The organism is Thiohalobacter sp. IOR34, from assembly GCF_030406045.1.
GTDB lineage: Bacteria > Pseudomonadota > Gammaproteobacteria > Thiohalobacterales > Thiohalobacteraceae.
The window spans coordinates 413,621-428,841 of the sequence record NZ_CP128988.1 but is presented as its reverse complement, the minus strand read 5'-3'; the positions used below and the strand labels follow the sequence as shown (position 1 = coordinate 428,841).

General features: G+C 68.2%; 17 protein-coding genes. 2 read left to right on the top strand and 15 right to left on the bottom strand.

Features of this window, described 5'->3' with window-relative positions:
- The first annotated feature begins 102 nt into the window (after positions 1–102).
- Entirely contained in the window at positions 103–504 is a 402-nt protein-coding gene (locus tag QVG61_RS02055; protein ID WP_289931659.1) for a hypothetical protein, read from the top strand.
- Here QVG61_RS02055 and folA read toward each other — a convergent pair.
- The 7 genes from folA to QVG61_RS02020 are packed head-to-tail and all read right to left on the bottom strand — an operon-like array spanning position 482 to position 6,920.
- Positions 482–973 (bottom strand): type 3 dihydrofolate reductase, encoded by a 492-nt coding sequence (gene folA / locus QVG61_RS02050; RefSeq protein WP_289931658.1) that lies wholly within the window; start codon positions 971–973, stop codon positions 482–484. The genes QVG61_RS02055 and folA overlap by 23 nt on opposite strands.
- Entirely contained in the window at positions 970–1,764 is a 795-nt protein-coding gene (locus QVG61_RS02045; protein WP_289931657.1) for a thymidylate synthase, read from the bottom strand. Before QVG61_RS02045 ends, folA begins: the two co-directional genes overlap by 4 nt.
- Positions 1,761–2,576 (bottom strand): prolipoprotein diacylglyceryl transferase, encoded by an 816-nt coding sequence (gene lgt / locus QVG61_RS02040; RefSeq protein WP_289931656.1) that lies wholly within the window; start codon positions 2,574–2,576, stop codon positions 1,761–1,763. Before lgt ends, QVG61_RS02045 begins: the two co-directional genes overlap by 4 nt.
- Positions 2,577–2,589: 13 nt before the next feature.
- Entirely contained in the window at positions 2,590–3,801 is a 1,212-nt protein-coding gene (locus QVG61_RS02035; RefSeq protein ID WP_289931655.1) for a class I SAM-dependent rRNA methyltransferase, read from the bottom strand.
- Positions 3,802–3,841: 40 nt separating this feature from the next.
- Positions 3,842–5,455, bottom strand: coding sequence for a glycosyltransferase family 39 protein (locus tag QVG61_RS02030; RefSeq protein ID WP_289931654.1), 1,614 nt, complete (start codon positions 5,453–5,455; stop codon positions 3,842–3,844).
- A gap of 42 nt (positions 5,456–5,497) precedes the next feature.
- Positions 5,498–6,190 carry a VTT domain-containing protein gene (locus QVG61_RS02025; protein WP_289931653.1) on the bottom strand — a complete coding sequence of 231 codons (693 nt, stop codon included), beginning with the start codon at positions 6,188–6,190 and terminating at the stop codon, positions 5,498–5,500.
- Positions 6,191–6,197: 7 nt separating this feature from the next.
- On the bottom strand, positions 6,198–6,920 hold the full coding sequence (locus QVG61_RS02020) for a glycosyltransferase family 2 protein (RefSeq protein ID WP_289931652.1): 723 nt from the start codon (positions 6,918–6,920) through the stop codon (positions 6,198–6,200).
- Between the two features lie 157 nt (positions 6,921–7,077).
- Here QVG61_RS02020 and QVG61_RS02015 point away from each other — a divergent pair, with 157 nt between their 5' ends.
- Positions 7,078–9,135: a thioredoxin domain-containing protein gene (locus tag QVG61_RS02015; protein ID WP_289931651.1), complete on the top strand. Its 2,058-nt coding sequence runs from the start codon at positions 7,078–7,080 to the stop codon at positions 9,133–9,135.
- A gap of 387 nt (positions 9,136–9,522) precedes the next feature.
- On the opposite strand, the gene QVG61_RS02010 is transcribed toward QVG61_RS02015, so the two are convergent.
- The 8 genes from QVG61_RS02010 to gcvH all read right to left on the bottom strand — a co-directional run bounded on the left by QVG61_RS02010 (position 9,523) and on the right by gcvH (position 15,209).
- Positions 9,523–10,014, bottom strand: coding sequence for a TIGR00645 family protein (locus tag QVG61_RS02010; protein WP_289931650.1), 492 nt, complete (start codon positions 10,012–10,014; stop codon positions 9,523–9,525).
- A 20-nt stretch (positions 10,015–10,034) separates the two neighbouring features.
- Positions 10,035–10,265: a hypothetical protein gene (locus tag QVG61_RS02005; RefSeq protein WP_289931649.1), complete on the bottom strand. Its 231-nt coding sequence runs from the start codon at positions 10,263–10,265 to the stop codon at positions 10,035–10,037.
- A gap of 16 nt (positions 10,266–10,281) precedes the next feature.
- Positions 10,282–11,220 (bottom strand): carbohydrate kinase family protein, encoded by a 939-nt coding sequence (locus QVG61_RS02000; RefSeq protein WP_289931648.1) that lies wholly within the window; start codon positions 11,218–11,220, stop codon positions 10,282–10,284.
- A 62-nt stretch (positions 11,221–11,282) separates the two neighbouring features.
- On the bottom strand, positions 11,283–11,645 hold the full coding sequence (locus tag QVG61_RS01995) for a diacylglycerol kinase (RefSeq protein ID WP_289931647.1): 363 nt from the start codon (positions 11,643–11,645) through the stop codon (positions 11,283–11,285).
- 7 nt (positions 11,646–11,652) lie between these two features.
- Positions 11,653–13,101, bottom strand: a complete 1,449-nt coding sequence (gene gcvPB, locus QVG61_RS01990; RefSeq protein WP_289931646.1) for an aminomethyl-transferring glycine dehydrogenase subunit GcvPB — start codon at positions 13,099–13,101, stop codon at positions 11,653–11,655.
- 49 nt (positions 13,102–13,150) lie between these two features.
- Entirely contained in the window at positions 13,151–13,348 is a 198-nt protein-coding gene (locus QVG61_RS01985) for a hypothetical protein (RefSeq protein WP_289932807.1), read from the bottom strand.
- A gap of 25 nt (positions 13,349–13,373) precedes the next feature.
- Complete coding sequence (gene gcvPA, locus QVG61_RS01980; RefSeq protein ID WP_289931645.1) at positions 13,374–14,771, bottom strand: aminomethyl-transferring glycine dehydrogenase subunit GcvPA; 1,398 nt, start codon at positions 14,769–14,771, stop codon at positions 13,374–13,376.
- A gap of 45 nt (positions 14,772–14,816) precedes the next feature.
- Positions 14,817–15,209, bottom strand: a complete 393-nt coding sequence (gene gcvH, locus QVG61_RS01975) for a glycine cleavage system protein GcvH (protein ID WP_289931644.1) — start codon at positions 15,207–15,209, stop codon at positions 14,817–14,819.
- Between the last annotated feature and the right edge of the window lie 12 nt (positions 15,210–15,221).

Here is a 15,221-nt window from a genome sequence, read left to right as displayed (position 1 = left end):
CAAGGGCGATGGCGGGTCGGCACGGAACCCTTGACGCCGCAGCGACCTGTGCAAGAATGGCGGAACCCGCCGCCCGCTGAGGCGGCGCACCATGAGCCGCCCATGACGATAGAAACGCTCATCGATCCCGCCACCGGGCTGGTCACCAACACCGTGAGTGGAATCATCGGGCTGCCGGATATCCAGGCCGCCTGGAAGGAGACCCTGCAGGACCCCGCTTTCCGGCCGGATATGAACGTCCTCTGGGATTTCAGCCTGGTCGAGGGCATCGAGCCGGGCAGCAGGGAGATGGAGAAGCTCGCCGAGTTGACCCGCGAACACATCGCACGGCGAGGTTCCGGCTACCGGCTGGCGCTGGTCGCCCCGCGCGATTTCTACTTCGGGCTGTGCCGGATGTTCGAGGCCTATGCCGACGACCTGCCCATCGAGGTTTACGTGTTCCGCGACCGGAAAGACGCCCTGCAGTGGCTGAATCCCGGCCCTAGCCCCGCTCCAGCAGGATGAAGCTGTAGGGCCAGGGGTTCTTCTCGTCCGGCGCATGATCCTCGCGCGACACCTCCACCCAGCCCGCGTCCAGCTCCGGAAACCAGGTGTCGCCTTCGAAGGCATGGTCGATCAGGGTCAGGTAGATGCGGTCGGCGCGGTCCAGCACCTGCTCGAACAGCCGGGTGCCGCCGATGACCATGATCTCCCCGGCCCCGCCTGCCGCCTCCAGGGCCTCGTCCAGGGAATGCACCACCGTGCAGCCGGGCGCCTCGAAGGCCGGATTGGAGCTGATCACGATGTTCTGCCGCCCGGGCAACGGCCGGCCGATGGACTCGTGGGTCTTGCGGCCCATCAGGATCGGCTTGCCCATGGTCATGCGCTTGAAGTACTGCAGATCGGCAGGCAGGTGCCAGGGCAGGGCGTTGTCCTTGCCGATCACCCGGTTACGGTCCATGGCCAGAATGAGCGACAGGATCGGGCGGCTCATACCGCCACCGGCGCCTTGATGTGCGGGTGGCACTGGTAGCCCACCAGCTCGAAATCCTCGAAGCGGAAGTCGAACAGATCCCTGACGTCCGGGTTGAGCTTCATGGTCGGCAGCGGGAAGGGTTCGCGGGCGAGTTGGGTGTCGGCCTGCTCCAGGTGATTGAGATAGAGGTGGGCGTCACCCAGGGTATGCACGAAGTCGCCGGGCTCGAGACCGCAGACCTGCGCCATCATCAGGGTCAGCAGGGCGTAGGAGGCGATGTTGAAGGGCACGCCGAGAAAGATGTCGGCGCTGCGCTGATAGAGCTGGCAGGACAGCCGGCCGTCGGCCACGTAGAACTGGAAGAAGGCATGGCAGGGCGGCAGCGCCATGTTGTCGATCTCGCCGACGTTCCAGGCGCTGACGATGATGCGCCGCGAGTCCGGATTGTTTTTTATCTGCTCGATGACCTGGGCGATCTGGTCGATGTGCCGCCCGTCGGCGGCCGGCCAGGAGCGCCACTGATAACCATAGATGGGCCCCAGGTCGCCGTTCTCGTCGGCCCACTCGTCCCAGATGGTGACGCCGTTGTCGTGCAGGTATTTGATGTTGGTGTCGCCGCGCAGGAACCACAGCAGCTCGTGGATGATGGAGCGCAGGTGCAGCTTCTTGGTGGTGACGCAGGGAAAACCTTCGCTCAGGTCGAAGCGCATCTGATAGCCGAACACGCTGAGCGTGCCGGTACCGGTGCGGTCCTCCTTGCGGGTGCCCTGTTCGCGCACATGGCGCATGAGATCGAGATAGGCCTTCATGATCGCTCGCTGCCCTGGCTGTCCGCCGCCTTCTCCGCCCGGGCCTGGGCCGCCACCATCAGCAGCACGCCGGCCAGGATCATCGGCGCCGACAGCAGGTGGCCCATGGTCAGCCAGCCGCCGGCCAGGTAGCCGATGTGGGCGTCCGGCTCGCGCACGAATTCCACGGCGAAGCGGAACACGCCATAGCCGCAGAGGAACAGCCCGGAGACCGCCATGGTGGGGCGGGGTTTCGCGGAATAGAACCACAGAAGCAGGAACAGTACCAGTCCCTCCAGCAGGGCCTCGTAGAGCATCGAGGGATGGCGCGGCTGCTGGTCGACGAAGGGGAACACCATCCCCCAGGGCAGGTCGGTGGGCCGCCCCCAGAGTTCGCCGTTGATGAAGTTGCCGATCCGCCCCGCCCCCAGGCCGATGGGCACCAGCGGGGCGATGAAGTCCGTCACCTGGAAGAAGCTGCGCCCCGTCTTGTGGCCGTACAGCCACATGGCGATGAGCACGCCGAGCAGGCCGCCATGAAACGACATACCGCCCTGCCAGATGCGCAGCAGCACCAGCGGGTCCTCCAGGAAGAGAGCGAAATTGTAGAACAGGATGTAGCCGATGCGGCCGCCGAGGATCACCCCCAGGGCGCCGTAGAACAGCAGATCGGCGATCTCCTCCTCCCGCCAGCCGGTACCGGGACGCCGGGCCCGCAGCCGGCCCAGCCACCAGGCGGCGACGAAACCGATCAGGTACATCAGGCCATACCAGTGGACAGCGAAGTCGCCGATGCGGAACACGGCCGGGTCGATGTTCGGATATCTCAACATGGCATTGGACCCCTCAGCCGGCCAGCGCCCGGCAGAACAGGACCTTCAGGTAGTCGGTCTCGGGAATGGCGGGGTGCACGGGGTGGTCGGCCGACTGCTGGCCACGTTCCAGCAACTGCAGCTCGCGGCCCAGGTGGCGGGCGGCGCGCAGGGTCAGTTTCTGGAAGCTGTCCGCCTGCATGTGGAAGGAGCAGGAACAGTTGACCAGCAGCCCGTCACGGGTGAGCAGCTGCATGGCCTGCTGGGCGAGCCGCTGGTAGGCCTCGCTGCCGACCTTCAGATCCTTGCGCCGCTTGATGAAGGCCGGCGGATCGCAGATCACCACGTCGAAGCGTTCCCCCTCTTCGCGCAGCGCCTTGAGCACCTCGAATGCATCGCCGCGGCGCGTCTCGAGCCGGGCCGCCACCTCGTTCAGGCCGGCATTCTCGGCCACACGCGCCAGCGCCTCGGCCGAAGCGTCCACACAGAGCGCCGAGGCGGCACCCTGGCGCAGCGCCTGGATACCCCAGCCACCGACATAGCTGAACAGGTCCAGCACACGCGCCCCGCGGACATAGCGTGCCAGCCGCGCCCGGTTGTCGGCCTGGTCGTAGAACCAGCCGGTCTTCTGGCCGCTGTGCAAGGAGACCCGGAAGCGGCAGCCGTTCTCCACCAACTCGACCGTCTCCGGCACCTCGCCGAGGACCTCGACATAGCGTTCCAGTCCTTCCTGCTCCCGCACCGGCGCGTCATTGCGCAGCACCATGCCCCGCGGACGCAGCACCTTGTCGAGCGCCTCGACCACGGCATCGCGCACGCGCTCCATGCCGGCGGTGCCGATCTGCACCGACAGCCAGTCACCGTAGCGGTCCACCACCAGCCCCGGCAGACCGTCGCTCTCGCCGTACACCAGGCGGTAGCAGGGCGTCGCATGCAGCCGCTCGCGCAGCGCCAGGGCGATGTTGAGGCGGTGCACCAGCAGCGAGCGACCGAGGACATGACGCGGATCGCGGCTCACCAGGCGTGCGCAGATCAGGGAATGCGGATTGACGTAGCCGGTACCGAGCGGCTTGCCGCCGGCCTGCTGGATCTCCACCGGCTGCCCCGGCTCGAAGGCGGACAGCGGGGTCCTCGCCGTATCCACCTCGTTGCTGTAGACCCACAGATGACCGGCGCGCAGCCGGCGCTCCTCGCGTTTCTTGAGACGCAGGGCAGGCAGGTGCTCGGCGGCGGGTTCAGCGGTCATGGGGCGGTCACTCGTCATGGGGTGCGACATTCTACCACCCCTAGGGCGCCCTCTCTGCCGCGGCGAGCAGCGCCGAGGCCGACCACAGCGCCAGGTCGTCGGCCTGCCCACGATAGTCCTGGACGTATTCCGCGCCCTGTTTCGGCCCCTTCCAGTCGCTGTTGTAGAGCACCAGATAGCCGTCGGGATGGGCCCGCGCCCAGTCCAGCGCCTCCCACTCCGGCACCACCGCCAGCGGCCGACGCAGCCGGCCGAGGAACTGGAACTGGCCATGGTACTTGCCGACATGAGCCACCGGCCGGCCGGCCGCCTGCAGCGCGTGGATACGCCCGGCCAGCGGTCGCAGGTCGTAGGCCGGTGCCGCGACCCGCAGCACGGCGAGATGCAGCACGACGATCACCAGGGCGCTGGCAGTGGCGGTCAGGGCCAGCGACTGGAGCTGGCTGCGCGGCCGCACGCCGGCCAGGGCCACGGCCAGCAGCAGCGGTGCCAGTCCCCACAGCGGCGAAATCTCCGCCAGCCAGGGCGCCCGCTCCGGGTGCAACAGCGACGGTGCCAGGAACAGCGCTGCCGCCAGCGCCAGCAGCATGGCCGGGCCCAGCCAGGCGCGCGGTTCGCGGGCCGGCGCCGGCAGCCGGTCGAGACGCCAGGCGGCGTACAGGGCCAGGCCCGGGAACAGCGGCAGCAGGTACTTCACCTGCTTGCCGCTGACCAGGCTGAAGGCGATGAACACCGGCAGCAGCCAGGCCAGCAGGAAGCGCAGCGCCCAGCCCTCCCCAGCGAGCGCAGCGGCGCCGCGCCGCCAGAGCCGCGGCCACAGCGACCAGGGCAGCAGCATCAGCGGCAGCAGCGGCAGATACCACCACCAGGGCTGGCGGTGGGCGAAGGAGTTGACCACCCGGTTGGCGGTCTGTCCCCAGAAGATGGCATGGCGGTAGGCCTCGCCACCGGCGATGCCGGCGGGGACCGCCCAGGCCAGGCCGATGGCAGCGCCGAGCAGCACGCCGGCGCCCAGCCCCCGGTACCAGCGCCAGCTGCCGCCCGCCGGGCGTGGCGCCCACCAGGGACCGGCCAGGGCCGCCGGCAGCAGATGCAGCAGGATCACCGGCCCCTTGGCGAGGATGCCGAGGCCGATGGCCAGACCGAACAGCCACCAGCCACGCGCCTCGCCCTGCCCCGCCTGCAGCAGCCCCAACAGACCGAGCAGGGTGCAGAAGACGATCAACATGTCGAACTGGGTGAGGGTCTGGAAACCGGTCCAGAGCAGGATGGCGAAGAGCAACCAGGGGGCCTGGGCGGCGATCGCCGGTTGCCGTGGCCAGAGGCGGCGCGCCAGCGAAGCGGTGAGCCAGAGATTGGCCAGCGCCACCAGCGGCGCCACCAGCCGCGGCCACCAGTCGTTGACGCCGAACAGCGCCCAGCCGGCCTGCATCAGCCAGAACAGCAGCGGCGGCTTGTGGGCATAGGTCTGGCCGTTGAGGTGCGGCACCAGGAAGTCGCCGCGCAGCCACATCTCCCAGGCAACGCTGACGTAGCGGGTCTCGTCGACCGGCAGCAGCGGCCGCAGCAGCAGGGCGGTGACCACCACCAGCAGCCAGAGCGCGGCCAGCGCCGGCCAGGACCAGGGCGGGTTGTGCGGAGCGGGGGGCGTCATGGCGACGGCAGTGTACCCCAAGCGGCCGGCCGGCGCCGGTCCTCAGTCGCCCGCCGTCTCCTCGACCGCACCCAGCTCCGCCTCCAGTTCCCGGTCGAGGTGACGGCCGTGGCGGTAGCGGCGGTAGAGATAGACACCGAGCAGCGCCGAGAGGACGAAGGCCGCCACCGCCACGCTGATGCGGAACAGGGGGTCGACGCTGATGCCGCTGCCGATCAGCGCGAACACCGCGGTCTGCGGGACGTAGCCCAGCGCCGAACCGAGGAAGAAGGGCAGGCTGCGCACGCTGGACACCCCGGCCGCCAGGTTGACCAGCAGGTTGCTGCCCACCGGCAAGAGGCGAATCAGCAGGGTCATGGAGAAGGGGTTGTCGTGGATGAAGCCATCGATGCGGCGCACCCGCCCCGAGTAGTGGCGCAACACCCAGCCACGGCCCAGCCAGCGCGCGACATAGAAGGCGCTGACACAGCCCAGCACCGCCGCCAGCAGCCCGAGCAGGCTACCCTCGACGAAACCGAAGCCATAACCGCCGAGAAAGGCGATCACCTGCCGCGACAGGCCGAAGGTGATCAGCAGCCCGCCGGCGACGATGAACAGCAGCTCCCCGACCGGGCCGCGGCCGCGCACGTGGGCATCGATCCAGGCGGTGTCGATCAGGCCGTTGAGCAGGTAGCCGGCCAGCACCAGCACGCCGATCACCAGCAGGCCCTTGAGGATGACGCGGGGCTTCAACACCGGGCGGTCAATCGACTTCCGAGAGCTGCGGCCGCCGCGCCCGGCGCTGCAGCCAGATGACGCCGAACAGGTCGACGATACCCACCCACAGCCGGTTGTGCAGGCCGTACTTGCTGACCCCCCGCTGGCGGGGCCGGTGGTTGACCTCCACCGAACGCACCTGGCCGCCGGCGCGCAGCACCAGCGCCGGCAGGAAGCGGTGCATGTGGTCGAAGTAGGGCAGTTCGAGGAAGCCATCGCGGCGGAACAGCTTGAGCCCGCAGCCGGTGTCCGGCGTGTCGTCGTGCAGCAGGCGGCTGCGCACGGCATTGGCGACCCGGGAGGAGAACTTCTTCAGCGGCGAATCCTGACGGCGGCGGCGCCAGCCGGCGATCAGCCAGAGGTCCGGCGGCGCGTCCTCGGCGGTCGCCGCCCGGTACAGGCGCGGGATGTCGGCCGGGTCGTTCTGACCATCACCGTCCAGGGTCGCGATCCAGGGCGCCCGCGCCGCCTTCACCCCGCTGCGCACCGCGGTACTCTGGCCACAGCTCTCGGCATGACGCAGGATGCGCAGCCGCGGCAAGCCGGCGCGGGCCGCTCGCAGCCGTTCCAGGGTGGCATCGGTGCTGCCGTCGTCGACATAGACGACCTCGTAGTCCAGCACGCCCTCCAGCGCGGCGCGGATCTCGTCCACCAGCGGCTGGATGTTGTCCTGTTCGTTGTAGACGGGGATGACGACGGAGAGGTCCATGACAGGGGATTCTGGGATCGACAGGCAAAGGCACACGAATCCGTGCGCAGCGGCCCATTTAAGCAGAATCCGCCCGAAAAGCCCAGACTTCGTGCGCTTGAGTCCCCCCATGGCGCGCCGTATAGTTGAGTGCCGCACTCAGGAATTGGCGACCACCATGCATGACCCGACCACGCCGGGCAACCGGCTGGCTGGCGAGACCAGCCCCTATCTGCTGCAGCACGCCGAGAACCCGGTCGCCTGGCAACCCTGGGACAGCGAGGCCTTGGCGCTCGCCCGCGAGCTGGACCGGCCGATCCTGCTCTCCATCGGCTATTCCGCCTGCCACTGGTGCCATGTGATGGCCCACGAGTGCTTCGAGGACCCGGCCCTGGCGGCGCTGATGAACCGGCTGTTCGTCAACATCAAGGTCGACCGGGAGGAGCGGCCCGATCTGGACCGGATCTACCAGAACGCCCACTCGCTGCTCACCCAGCGACCCGGCGGCTGGCCGCTGACCGTCTTCCTGACCCCGGACGACCGGATCCCTTTCTTCGCCGGCACCTATTTCCCGTCCCGGCCGCGCCATGGCCTGCCCGGCTTCGGCGAGCTGCTGGAGCACATCGCGACCCTCTACCGCGAGCGCCGGAACGAGATCGAGGCGCAGAACGCGGAGCTGCTGGAGGCCCTGCAATCGCTGGCCGTGCCGCCGCCAGCGGCCGGGCCACTCACCCCCCTGCCGCTGGACGTCGCCCGCAACCAGCTCGAACAGCAGTTCGAACCGCGCCACGGCGGCTTTGGCGGCGCCCCCAAATTCCCCCACCCGACCAGCCTGGAGCGACTGCTGCGCCACTGGGCCCGCTCCCGCGCCAGCGGCACGGCAGATTCCCGCGCCCTGGAGATGGTCGAGATCAGCCTGCAACGCATGGCCCACGGCGGCCTCTACGACCAGATCGGCGGGGGCTTCTACCGTTATTCGGTGGATGCCCAGTGGGAGATCCCGCACTTCGAGAAGATGCTCTATGACAACGCGGCCCTGCTGGCCCTCTATGCCGAGACCCATGCCGCCACCGGGCGAGCGCTGTTCGCACGCATCGCGCGGGAGACGGCCGAGTGGACGCTGCGCGAGATGCAGGCCCCGGAGGGCGGCTTCTACTCGGCGCTCGACGCCGACAGCGAGGGCGGCGAGGGACACTTCTACCTGTGGACGCCGGAGGCGGTGCGGGCGCAGGTCGCGGCCGAGGACTATCCCCTGGTCGCGGCCCGCTTCGGACTCGACAGGGCGGCCAACTTCGAGGGCCGCTGGCATCTGCGGGTCTGCGCCACGGCCGACGAACTGGCCAGACGTTTCGGCCTGACCCCGGAACAGGTGGGCGAACGCCTGGCGGTGGCCCGCCGGCGCCTCGCCGGGTCACGCGCCGAACGCACCCCGCCCGGCCGCGACGACAAGATCCTCACCGCCTGGAACGCGCTGACGATCCGCGGCCTGGCGATCGCCGCCCGTCATCTGCGGCAACCCGCCTGGGGCGAGGCCGCCACCGCCGCCCTGGACTTCATTCGCAACAGGCTGTGGCGGGACGGCCGCCTGCTGGCCAGCTACCGCGACGGCCAGGCGCGTCACGGCGCCTACCTCGACGACCATGCCTATCTCCTCGATGCCATCCTCGAGCTGCTGCAGCTGCGCTGGCGCGCGGGCGAACTCGACTTCGCCATCGAACTGGCCGAGCTGCTGCTGAGCCGCTTCGAGGATCCGAAGGGAGGATTCTTCTTCACCGCCGACGACCACGAACACCTGATCCAGCGCAGCAAGCCGGCCCATGACGAGGCCATCCCGGCCGGCAACGGCGTCGCCCTGCGCGCCCTGCTGCGGCTCGGCCGGCTGCTGGGCGAACCCCGTTACCTGGCGGCGGCCGAACGCGGCCTGGAGGCGCTGGGCGGTGCCCTGGCCCACAACCCGCACGCCTGTGGCAGCCTGCTCACGGCCCTCGAGGAATGGCTCTATCCGGGCGCGACCCTGATCCTGCGCGGCGAGCCGCAGCTCATGGCCGGCTGGGGGGCGGCGCAGGACTTCGCACCGGGGCGGCTCCGCCTCGTCATCCCCCCCGGGGCCGGCCCGCTGCCGGGCCTGCTCGGCGAGCAGCCGGCCGCAGACCGGCCGATCGCCTATGTCTGCCGCGACGGGCGCTGCCTGCCGCCGGCGAAGGATGCCCGGACGCTGCGCGAGCTGCTGGCCTAACCCGCATATTGCACCAAGGCGGTCTGCATGGTCGGCGTGCAGGCTGGCAAATGGATCGGGAACGCGTAACCCGGCTTTGTGCCTGTTCGATTGACTCCGGGCATTGCCCGCCGTGGATCCCCCGATCGCGGCCTGGAGGCCGCTCCTACAAAACAAGAGGTTCCGCCCTACCCTGTAGGAGCGGCGTCCACGCCGCGATTTCGGCGGTCAAACCCATCGCGGCCGGGGAGCCGCTCCTACGGGGCATGGCGGCACAATGTGTTGGCGTAGGAGCGGTCTCCAGGCCGCGATCGAGGCGCAAGGGGTACCGCGCCATCCTGCCACCCCGGCCACGGAGCCTGCCTTGGTGCAATATCCAGGCTAACAGCCGCATATTGCACCAAGGATTCAATGCTTGGTGAGCTTGTCGATATAGGCCACCAGCAGAGCGGAGACGACGAAGGTCAGGTGCAGGATGACGTACCACATCAGCTTGCCGTTATCGATCTGCTCGGCATTCATGAAGATGCGCAGCAGGTGGATGGAGGAGATGGCCACGATGGAGGCCGCCACCTTGAGCTTGAGGGTGCCGGAATCCAGCTTGCCCAGCCAGCCGAGCTTGTCCTCGCCATCCTTGAGATCGATCTTGGAAACGAAGTTCTCGTAGCCCGAGAACATCACCATCACGATCAGGCTGCCGACCAGGGTCAGGTCGATCAGGGCCAGCAGGGTCAGTACCAGGTTGGCCTCGCTCATCTCCAGGATCAGCGGCAACAGGTGCAGCACCTCCTGAAAGAACTTGATACCCAGGCCGACCAGCGCCAGGCTGAGGCCGAGAAAGATCGGCGCCAGCAGCCAGCGGCTGGCGTAGAGGGTCTGTTCCACGATTCGTTCAAGCATCTTCGTCTCTTCCCGTCACCTCAGCGCGTCTGTTGCTCGATCTGCCGGCGCTGACGCTGTTCGGCCTCGCGCAGGGTCTGTTCCAGCCCCTCCGCCTTTTCCAGGGCGCGGACCTGGCCGCTGAATACATTGTCCGCCGGCAGCCGTGAGGCGGGGCGGGCCTCATCCTCGCCGGCCGTCCCCTGCTCGCTGCCGGAACAGGCCGCCAGGGAAAGCAGCAGCCCCAGAAACAGCGTGCGCCGGACAGCCATCGCCCCCCGCCTGCCGTTACCAGGCCAGGGCATGGCCGAAGCTCTCCTTGTAGCGCGCCTCGAAACCGGCCCGGTCGAAGCGGTGGTTCTGGGTGCCGTGCGACTCGATCTTGATCGCCCCCATCAATGCCGCGATGCGGCCGGTGACCTCCCAGTCGAGATCGTGCATCAGGCCGTACAGCAGGCCGGCCCGGTAGGCGTCGCCGCAGCCGGTGGGATCGGCCAGCTCGCGGGCCGGCGCCGCCGGGATGTCGATGCGGTGCTGTGGCAGATAGATCTCCGAGCCCCTGGCCCCGCGGGTGATGATCAACGCCTCGACCCGCTCCGCGATCTCGTGCGGCGACAACCCGGTACGCTCCTGCAACAGCTCGGCCTCGTAGTCGTTGACGCACACGTAACTCGCCTGGTCGATGAAGGTCTTCAGATCCTCGCCACCGAACAGCGGCAGCCCCTGTCCCGGATCGAAGATGAAGGGGATGCCGGCCTCGGCGAACTGGGTGGCATGCTCGATCATGCCGTCGCGGCCGTCCGGCGAGACCATGCCGATGCGGATATCCTCGGCATCCCCGACCTGGTTGTGATGGGCGAAATCCATCGCTCCCGGATGGAAGGCGATGATCTGGTTGTCGTCCATGTCGGTGGTGATGAAGGCCTGGGCCGTGTAGGTCTCGTCGATCACCTTGAGGTGGGTGCGTGGCACGCCGCAGGCATCCATCCACTCGGCATAGGGACCGAAATCGTTGCCGATGGTGCCCATGGGCAACGGGTCGCCGCCCAGCAGCTTGAGGTTGTAGGCGATGTTGCCGGCACAGCCGCCGAACTCGCGACGCATCTCCGGCACATGGAAGGCGACGTTCAGGATGTGCACCTTGTCCGGCAGGATGTGGTTCTTGAACTTGTCGTGGAACACCATGATGGTGTCATAGGCAAAGGAACCACAGATCAGTGCAGACATCGTTTTCCAGCCTCCCGAATAGTTTTTTTCGTCGGTTTTGCGACCCTTGTCAAAATCATGATTCAGATCAACACCAGTGCCCAGACCGCCGCGGCATCGACCAACGCCACCAGCACCGCTGCCGATCCCATGTCCTTGGCCCGCCCGGCGAGTTCGTGCTGCGCCTCACCGATGCGGTCCAGCGCCGCCTCCAGCGCCGAGTTGAGCAGCTCGACCAGCGGCACCAGCAACCAGCTACCGAGCAACAGCGCCTTCTCCACCCCGTCCTCCCCCAGCCACAGGGCCAGCGGCACCAACAGCAGGCTGGCGGCCAGCTCCTGGCGGAAGGCCGCCTCGTGACGCCATGCCGCACGCAGCCCCAGCCAGGAGAAACGGCTGGCGTTGACCAGGCGGCGCAGACCGGTATTGCCGGCGGGCTTGCCCATGTGCCGCTCAGTCGCCCTGCCAGGCGAGATCCAGCTCGCGGGCCGCACGCACATCGTCCAGGCGCCGCACCGGCAGGCTGTGCGGCGCCTGCTTCAGCAGCTCGGCGTCGTCCTCGGCCTCCTGCAGGATCTTCTGCATGGCCTCGACGAAGGCGTCCAGGGTCTCCCGTGCCTCGGTCTCGGTCGGCTCGATCAGCAGGCACTCCGGCACCAGCAGCGGGAAATAGGTGGTCGGCGCATGGATGCCGTAGTCCAGCAGCCGCTTGGCGAAGTCCATGGCGGTCACCCCCAGGGCCTTCTTCTGCGCCTTCAGGGTGAGGATGAATTCATGGGTGGCACGCCGCTCGGGGAAGGCCGGCTCGAAGCCGGCCTCGCGCAGCCGCGCCAGCAGGTAATTGGCGTTCAGCGTCGCGTAGTCGGCTACGCGCTGCATGCCCTCCCGGCCGAGCATGCGGGCGTAGACGTAGGCGCGCAGCAGCACCCCGGCATTGCCCATGAAGGCCGACAGCCGACCGATGCTCTGCGGCCGCTCGGCCTCGGTGATCCAGTGATACTCGTCGCCGTCGTGGCCGACCAGGGGCACCGGCAGGAATGGCTCCAGGCGGGCCGAGACCCCCACCGGCCCGGCCCCCGGCCCACCGCCGCCGTGGGGGGTGGAGAAGGTCTTGTGCAGGTTCATGTGAATGACGTCGAAGCCCATGTCGCCGGGGCGCACCTTGCCGAGGATGGCATTGAGATTGGCCCCGTCGTAGTAGAGCAGGCCACCGGCCTGGTGGACGATGCGGGCGATCTCCTCGATGCGCCGCTCGAAGACGCCCAGCGTGGAGGGGTTGGTGAGCATGATGCCCGCAGTCTGCGGCCCGACCGCCGCACGCAGCGCCTCCAGGTCCACGTCGCCCTGGGCATCGGTGGGAATCTCGCGCACGGCATAGCCACACATGGTGGCGGTCGCCGGATTGGTACCGTGCGCCGCGTCCGGTACCAGAATCTCGCGGCGACCGGCATCGCCCTGCGCCTCGTGATAGGCACGGATCATGGCCACCCCGGCGAACTCGCCCTGGGCACCGGCGGCCGGGGTCAGCGACACCGCCTGCATGCCGGTCACCGCCTTGAGGATCTCCTGCAGCTCGTAGAGGCAGGCCATGAAGCCCTGCGAGAAGGCGGCCGGTGCCAGCGGATGACGGCCGAGGAAACCCGGCAGCATGGCGTAGTGGTTGCAGCCGCGCGGGTTGTATTTCATGGTGCAGGACCCGAGCGGATAGAACTGGGTGTCGATGGAGAAGTTCTGCTGCGACAGCCGTGTGTAGTGGCGCACGGCCTGCATCTCCGAGACCTCGGGCAGGGCCGGCGGTGCATCGCGCAGCAGGCCGTCCGGGATCTCCGCCACTAGCGGCTCCCGGGCCGGCGACTGGGCCCGCGCCTCGCGGCCGGGACGGGAGTGTTCGAATATCAGCATCGCTTTCCCATGAGGAAGAAGGGCGTCAAATGCGTCCAGCTTCTAACTTCTAACTTCCAGCTTCCATCCAACCCAGCGCCTTCAGCGCCCTGTCGTAGTCCGGCTCCCGGGCAATCTCCGGCACCCGTTCGGCATGCAGCACCCGGTTGTCCTCGTCCAGCACCAGCACGGCGCGGGCAGTGATGCCGACCGCGGGCAGCTCGCCATTGGTGCGAATGGGACTGCCTTGCAGGCTGATCTCGGCCATGGGTCTCTCTCCTTGGTGATTCGGCTTATATCTTGGGTTTGGTCGGGCATCCCGGTGTGGTCTGCCGTTCGATGAGGCGGTGCAACAGGCTGGCGTACCGATCCAGGTCGTCCTCGGTCTTGGTCTCGGTGGCGCACACCAGCAGGCAGCCGTCCAGTTGCGGATAGTCGCGTCCCAGTTCGTACCCCGGCAACAGGTTGTGTGCCGCCAGCGGCCGCAGGATGCGTTCCAGCGGCAGTTCGATGCGCAGCACCGTCTCATGGAAGAAGGGGCGGTCGAACACCGGTCTGACGTGCGGATCCGTGATCAGCCTGTCGCGCAGGGCGACGCAGTTGGCGTGACTGGCCGCCGCCGCCCGCCGCAGGCCGGCGCCGCCGACGATGGCCATGTGGATGGTCGCCGCGGTGACCATCAGGCCCTGGTTGGTGCAGATGTTGGAGGTCGCCTTGGAACGGCGGATATGCTGCTCACGGGCCTGCAGGGTCAGGGTGTATCCGCTGCGGCCGTCACGATCGACGGTGCGGCCGACGATACGCCCCGGCATCTGCCGCACGAAGCGCTTGCGACAGGCCATGAAGCCGAAATAGGGTCCGCCCGAGGACAGCGGCACGCCGAGCGGCTGACCCTCGCCGCAGGCGATGTCCGCCCCCGCCTCCCCCCACTGACCGGGCGGGCGGAGCAGTGCCATGGCCAGCGGATTGACCAGGGCGATGGCCAGCGCGCCGTTGGCGTGCGCCCAGTCGGTCAGGGCATCCACATCTTCCAGCACGCCGAAGAAGTTCGGCTGGGGAATCACCAGCGCGGTGATATCCTCCCCGGCGTAGTCGGCCAGCGCCTCGACCGGGGTATGGCCGCCGGCGGGGTCGTAGGGCACCTCGACCAGTTCGATACCCTGGTTGTGGACGATGCTGCGGGTGGCACTGCGGTAGGCCGGATGCACCGCCACCGGCAGCAGCACGCGCTTCGACTTCGAACCGCGATTGGCGCGCACCGCCATCAGCACCGCCTCGGCCAGCGCCGAGGCGCCGTCGTAGAGCGAGGCGTTGGAGACCTCCATGCCCAGCAGCCGGGTCATCATGGTCTGGTATTCGTAGATGATCTGCAGCGTGCCCTGGCTGGCCTCGGCCTGATAGGGGGTGTAGGCCGTGTAGTACTCACCGCGGGTGGCCAGCTCCCAGACCGCCGCCGGGATGTGGTGCTCGTAGGCACCGGCACCGAGGAAGCTGAGCGGCTGGCCGTCGCTGGCGGCCCGGGCGCTCATCAGCCGGCCGATCTGCTGTTCGCCGAGAGCCTCGGGCACGGCCTCCAGGGTCCCGCAACGCAGTCCCTCGGGAATCTCGTCGAACAGGTGTTCGATGCTGTCGACGCCGATGGCCGCCAGCATCTGCCGCAGATCGTCTTCGGTATGGGGGATGAAGGGCATGGGATTCGGGATCCAGGCTTGCGGCCCCTGGGTGCCGCCTTGGGATCAGTCCTCTTCGTCGGCCAGGAAGGCGGCGTAAGCCTCGGCATCCAGCAGGCCGTCGAGCTCGGCGGCATCGCCGAGCTTCAACTTGAGAATCCATCCATCACCGAAGGCGTCCTGGTTGATCAGCTCGGGGCTGTCGGTGAGCGCCTCGTTGACCTCGACCACCTCGCCGGAGAGGGGCGCATAGACGTCGGAGGCCGCCTTCACCGACTCCACCACCGCGCAGGCGTCGCCGCTGGCGAATTCCGCGCCGACCTCGGGCAGTTCCACGTAGACCATGTCGCCAAGCTGTTCCTGGGCATGCTCGGTGATGCCGACCGTGGCGGTGTCACCCTCCAGGCGCACCCATTCATGGCTCTTGGTGTATTTCAGGTCTGCCGGTATATCGCTCATGATGCCCCCCTC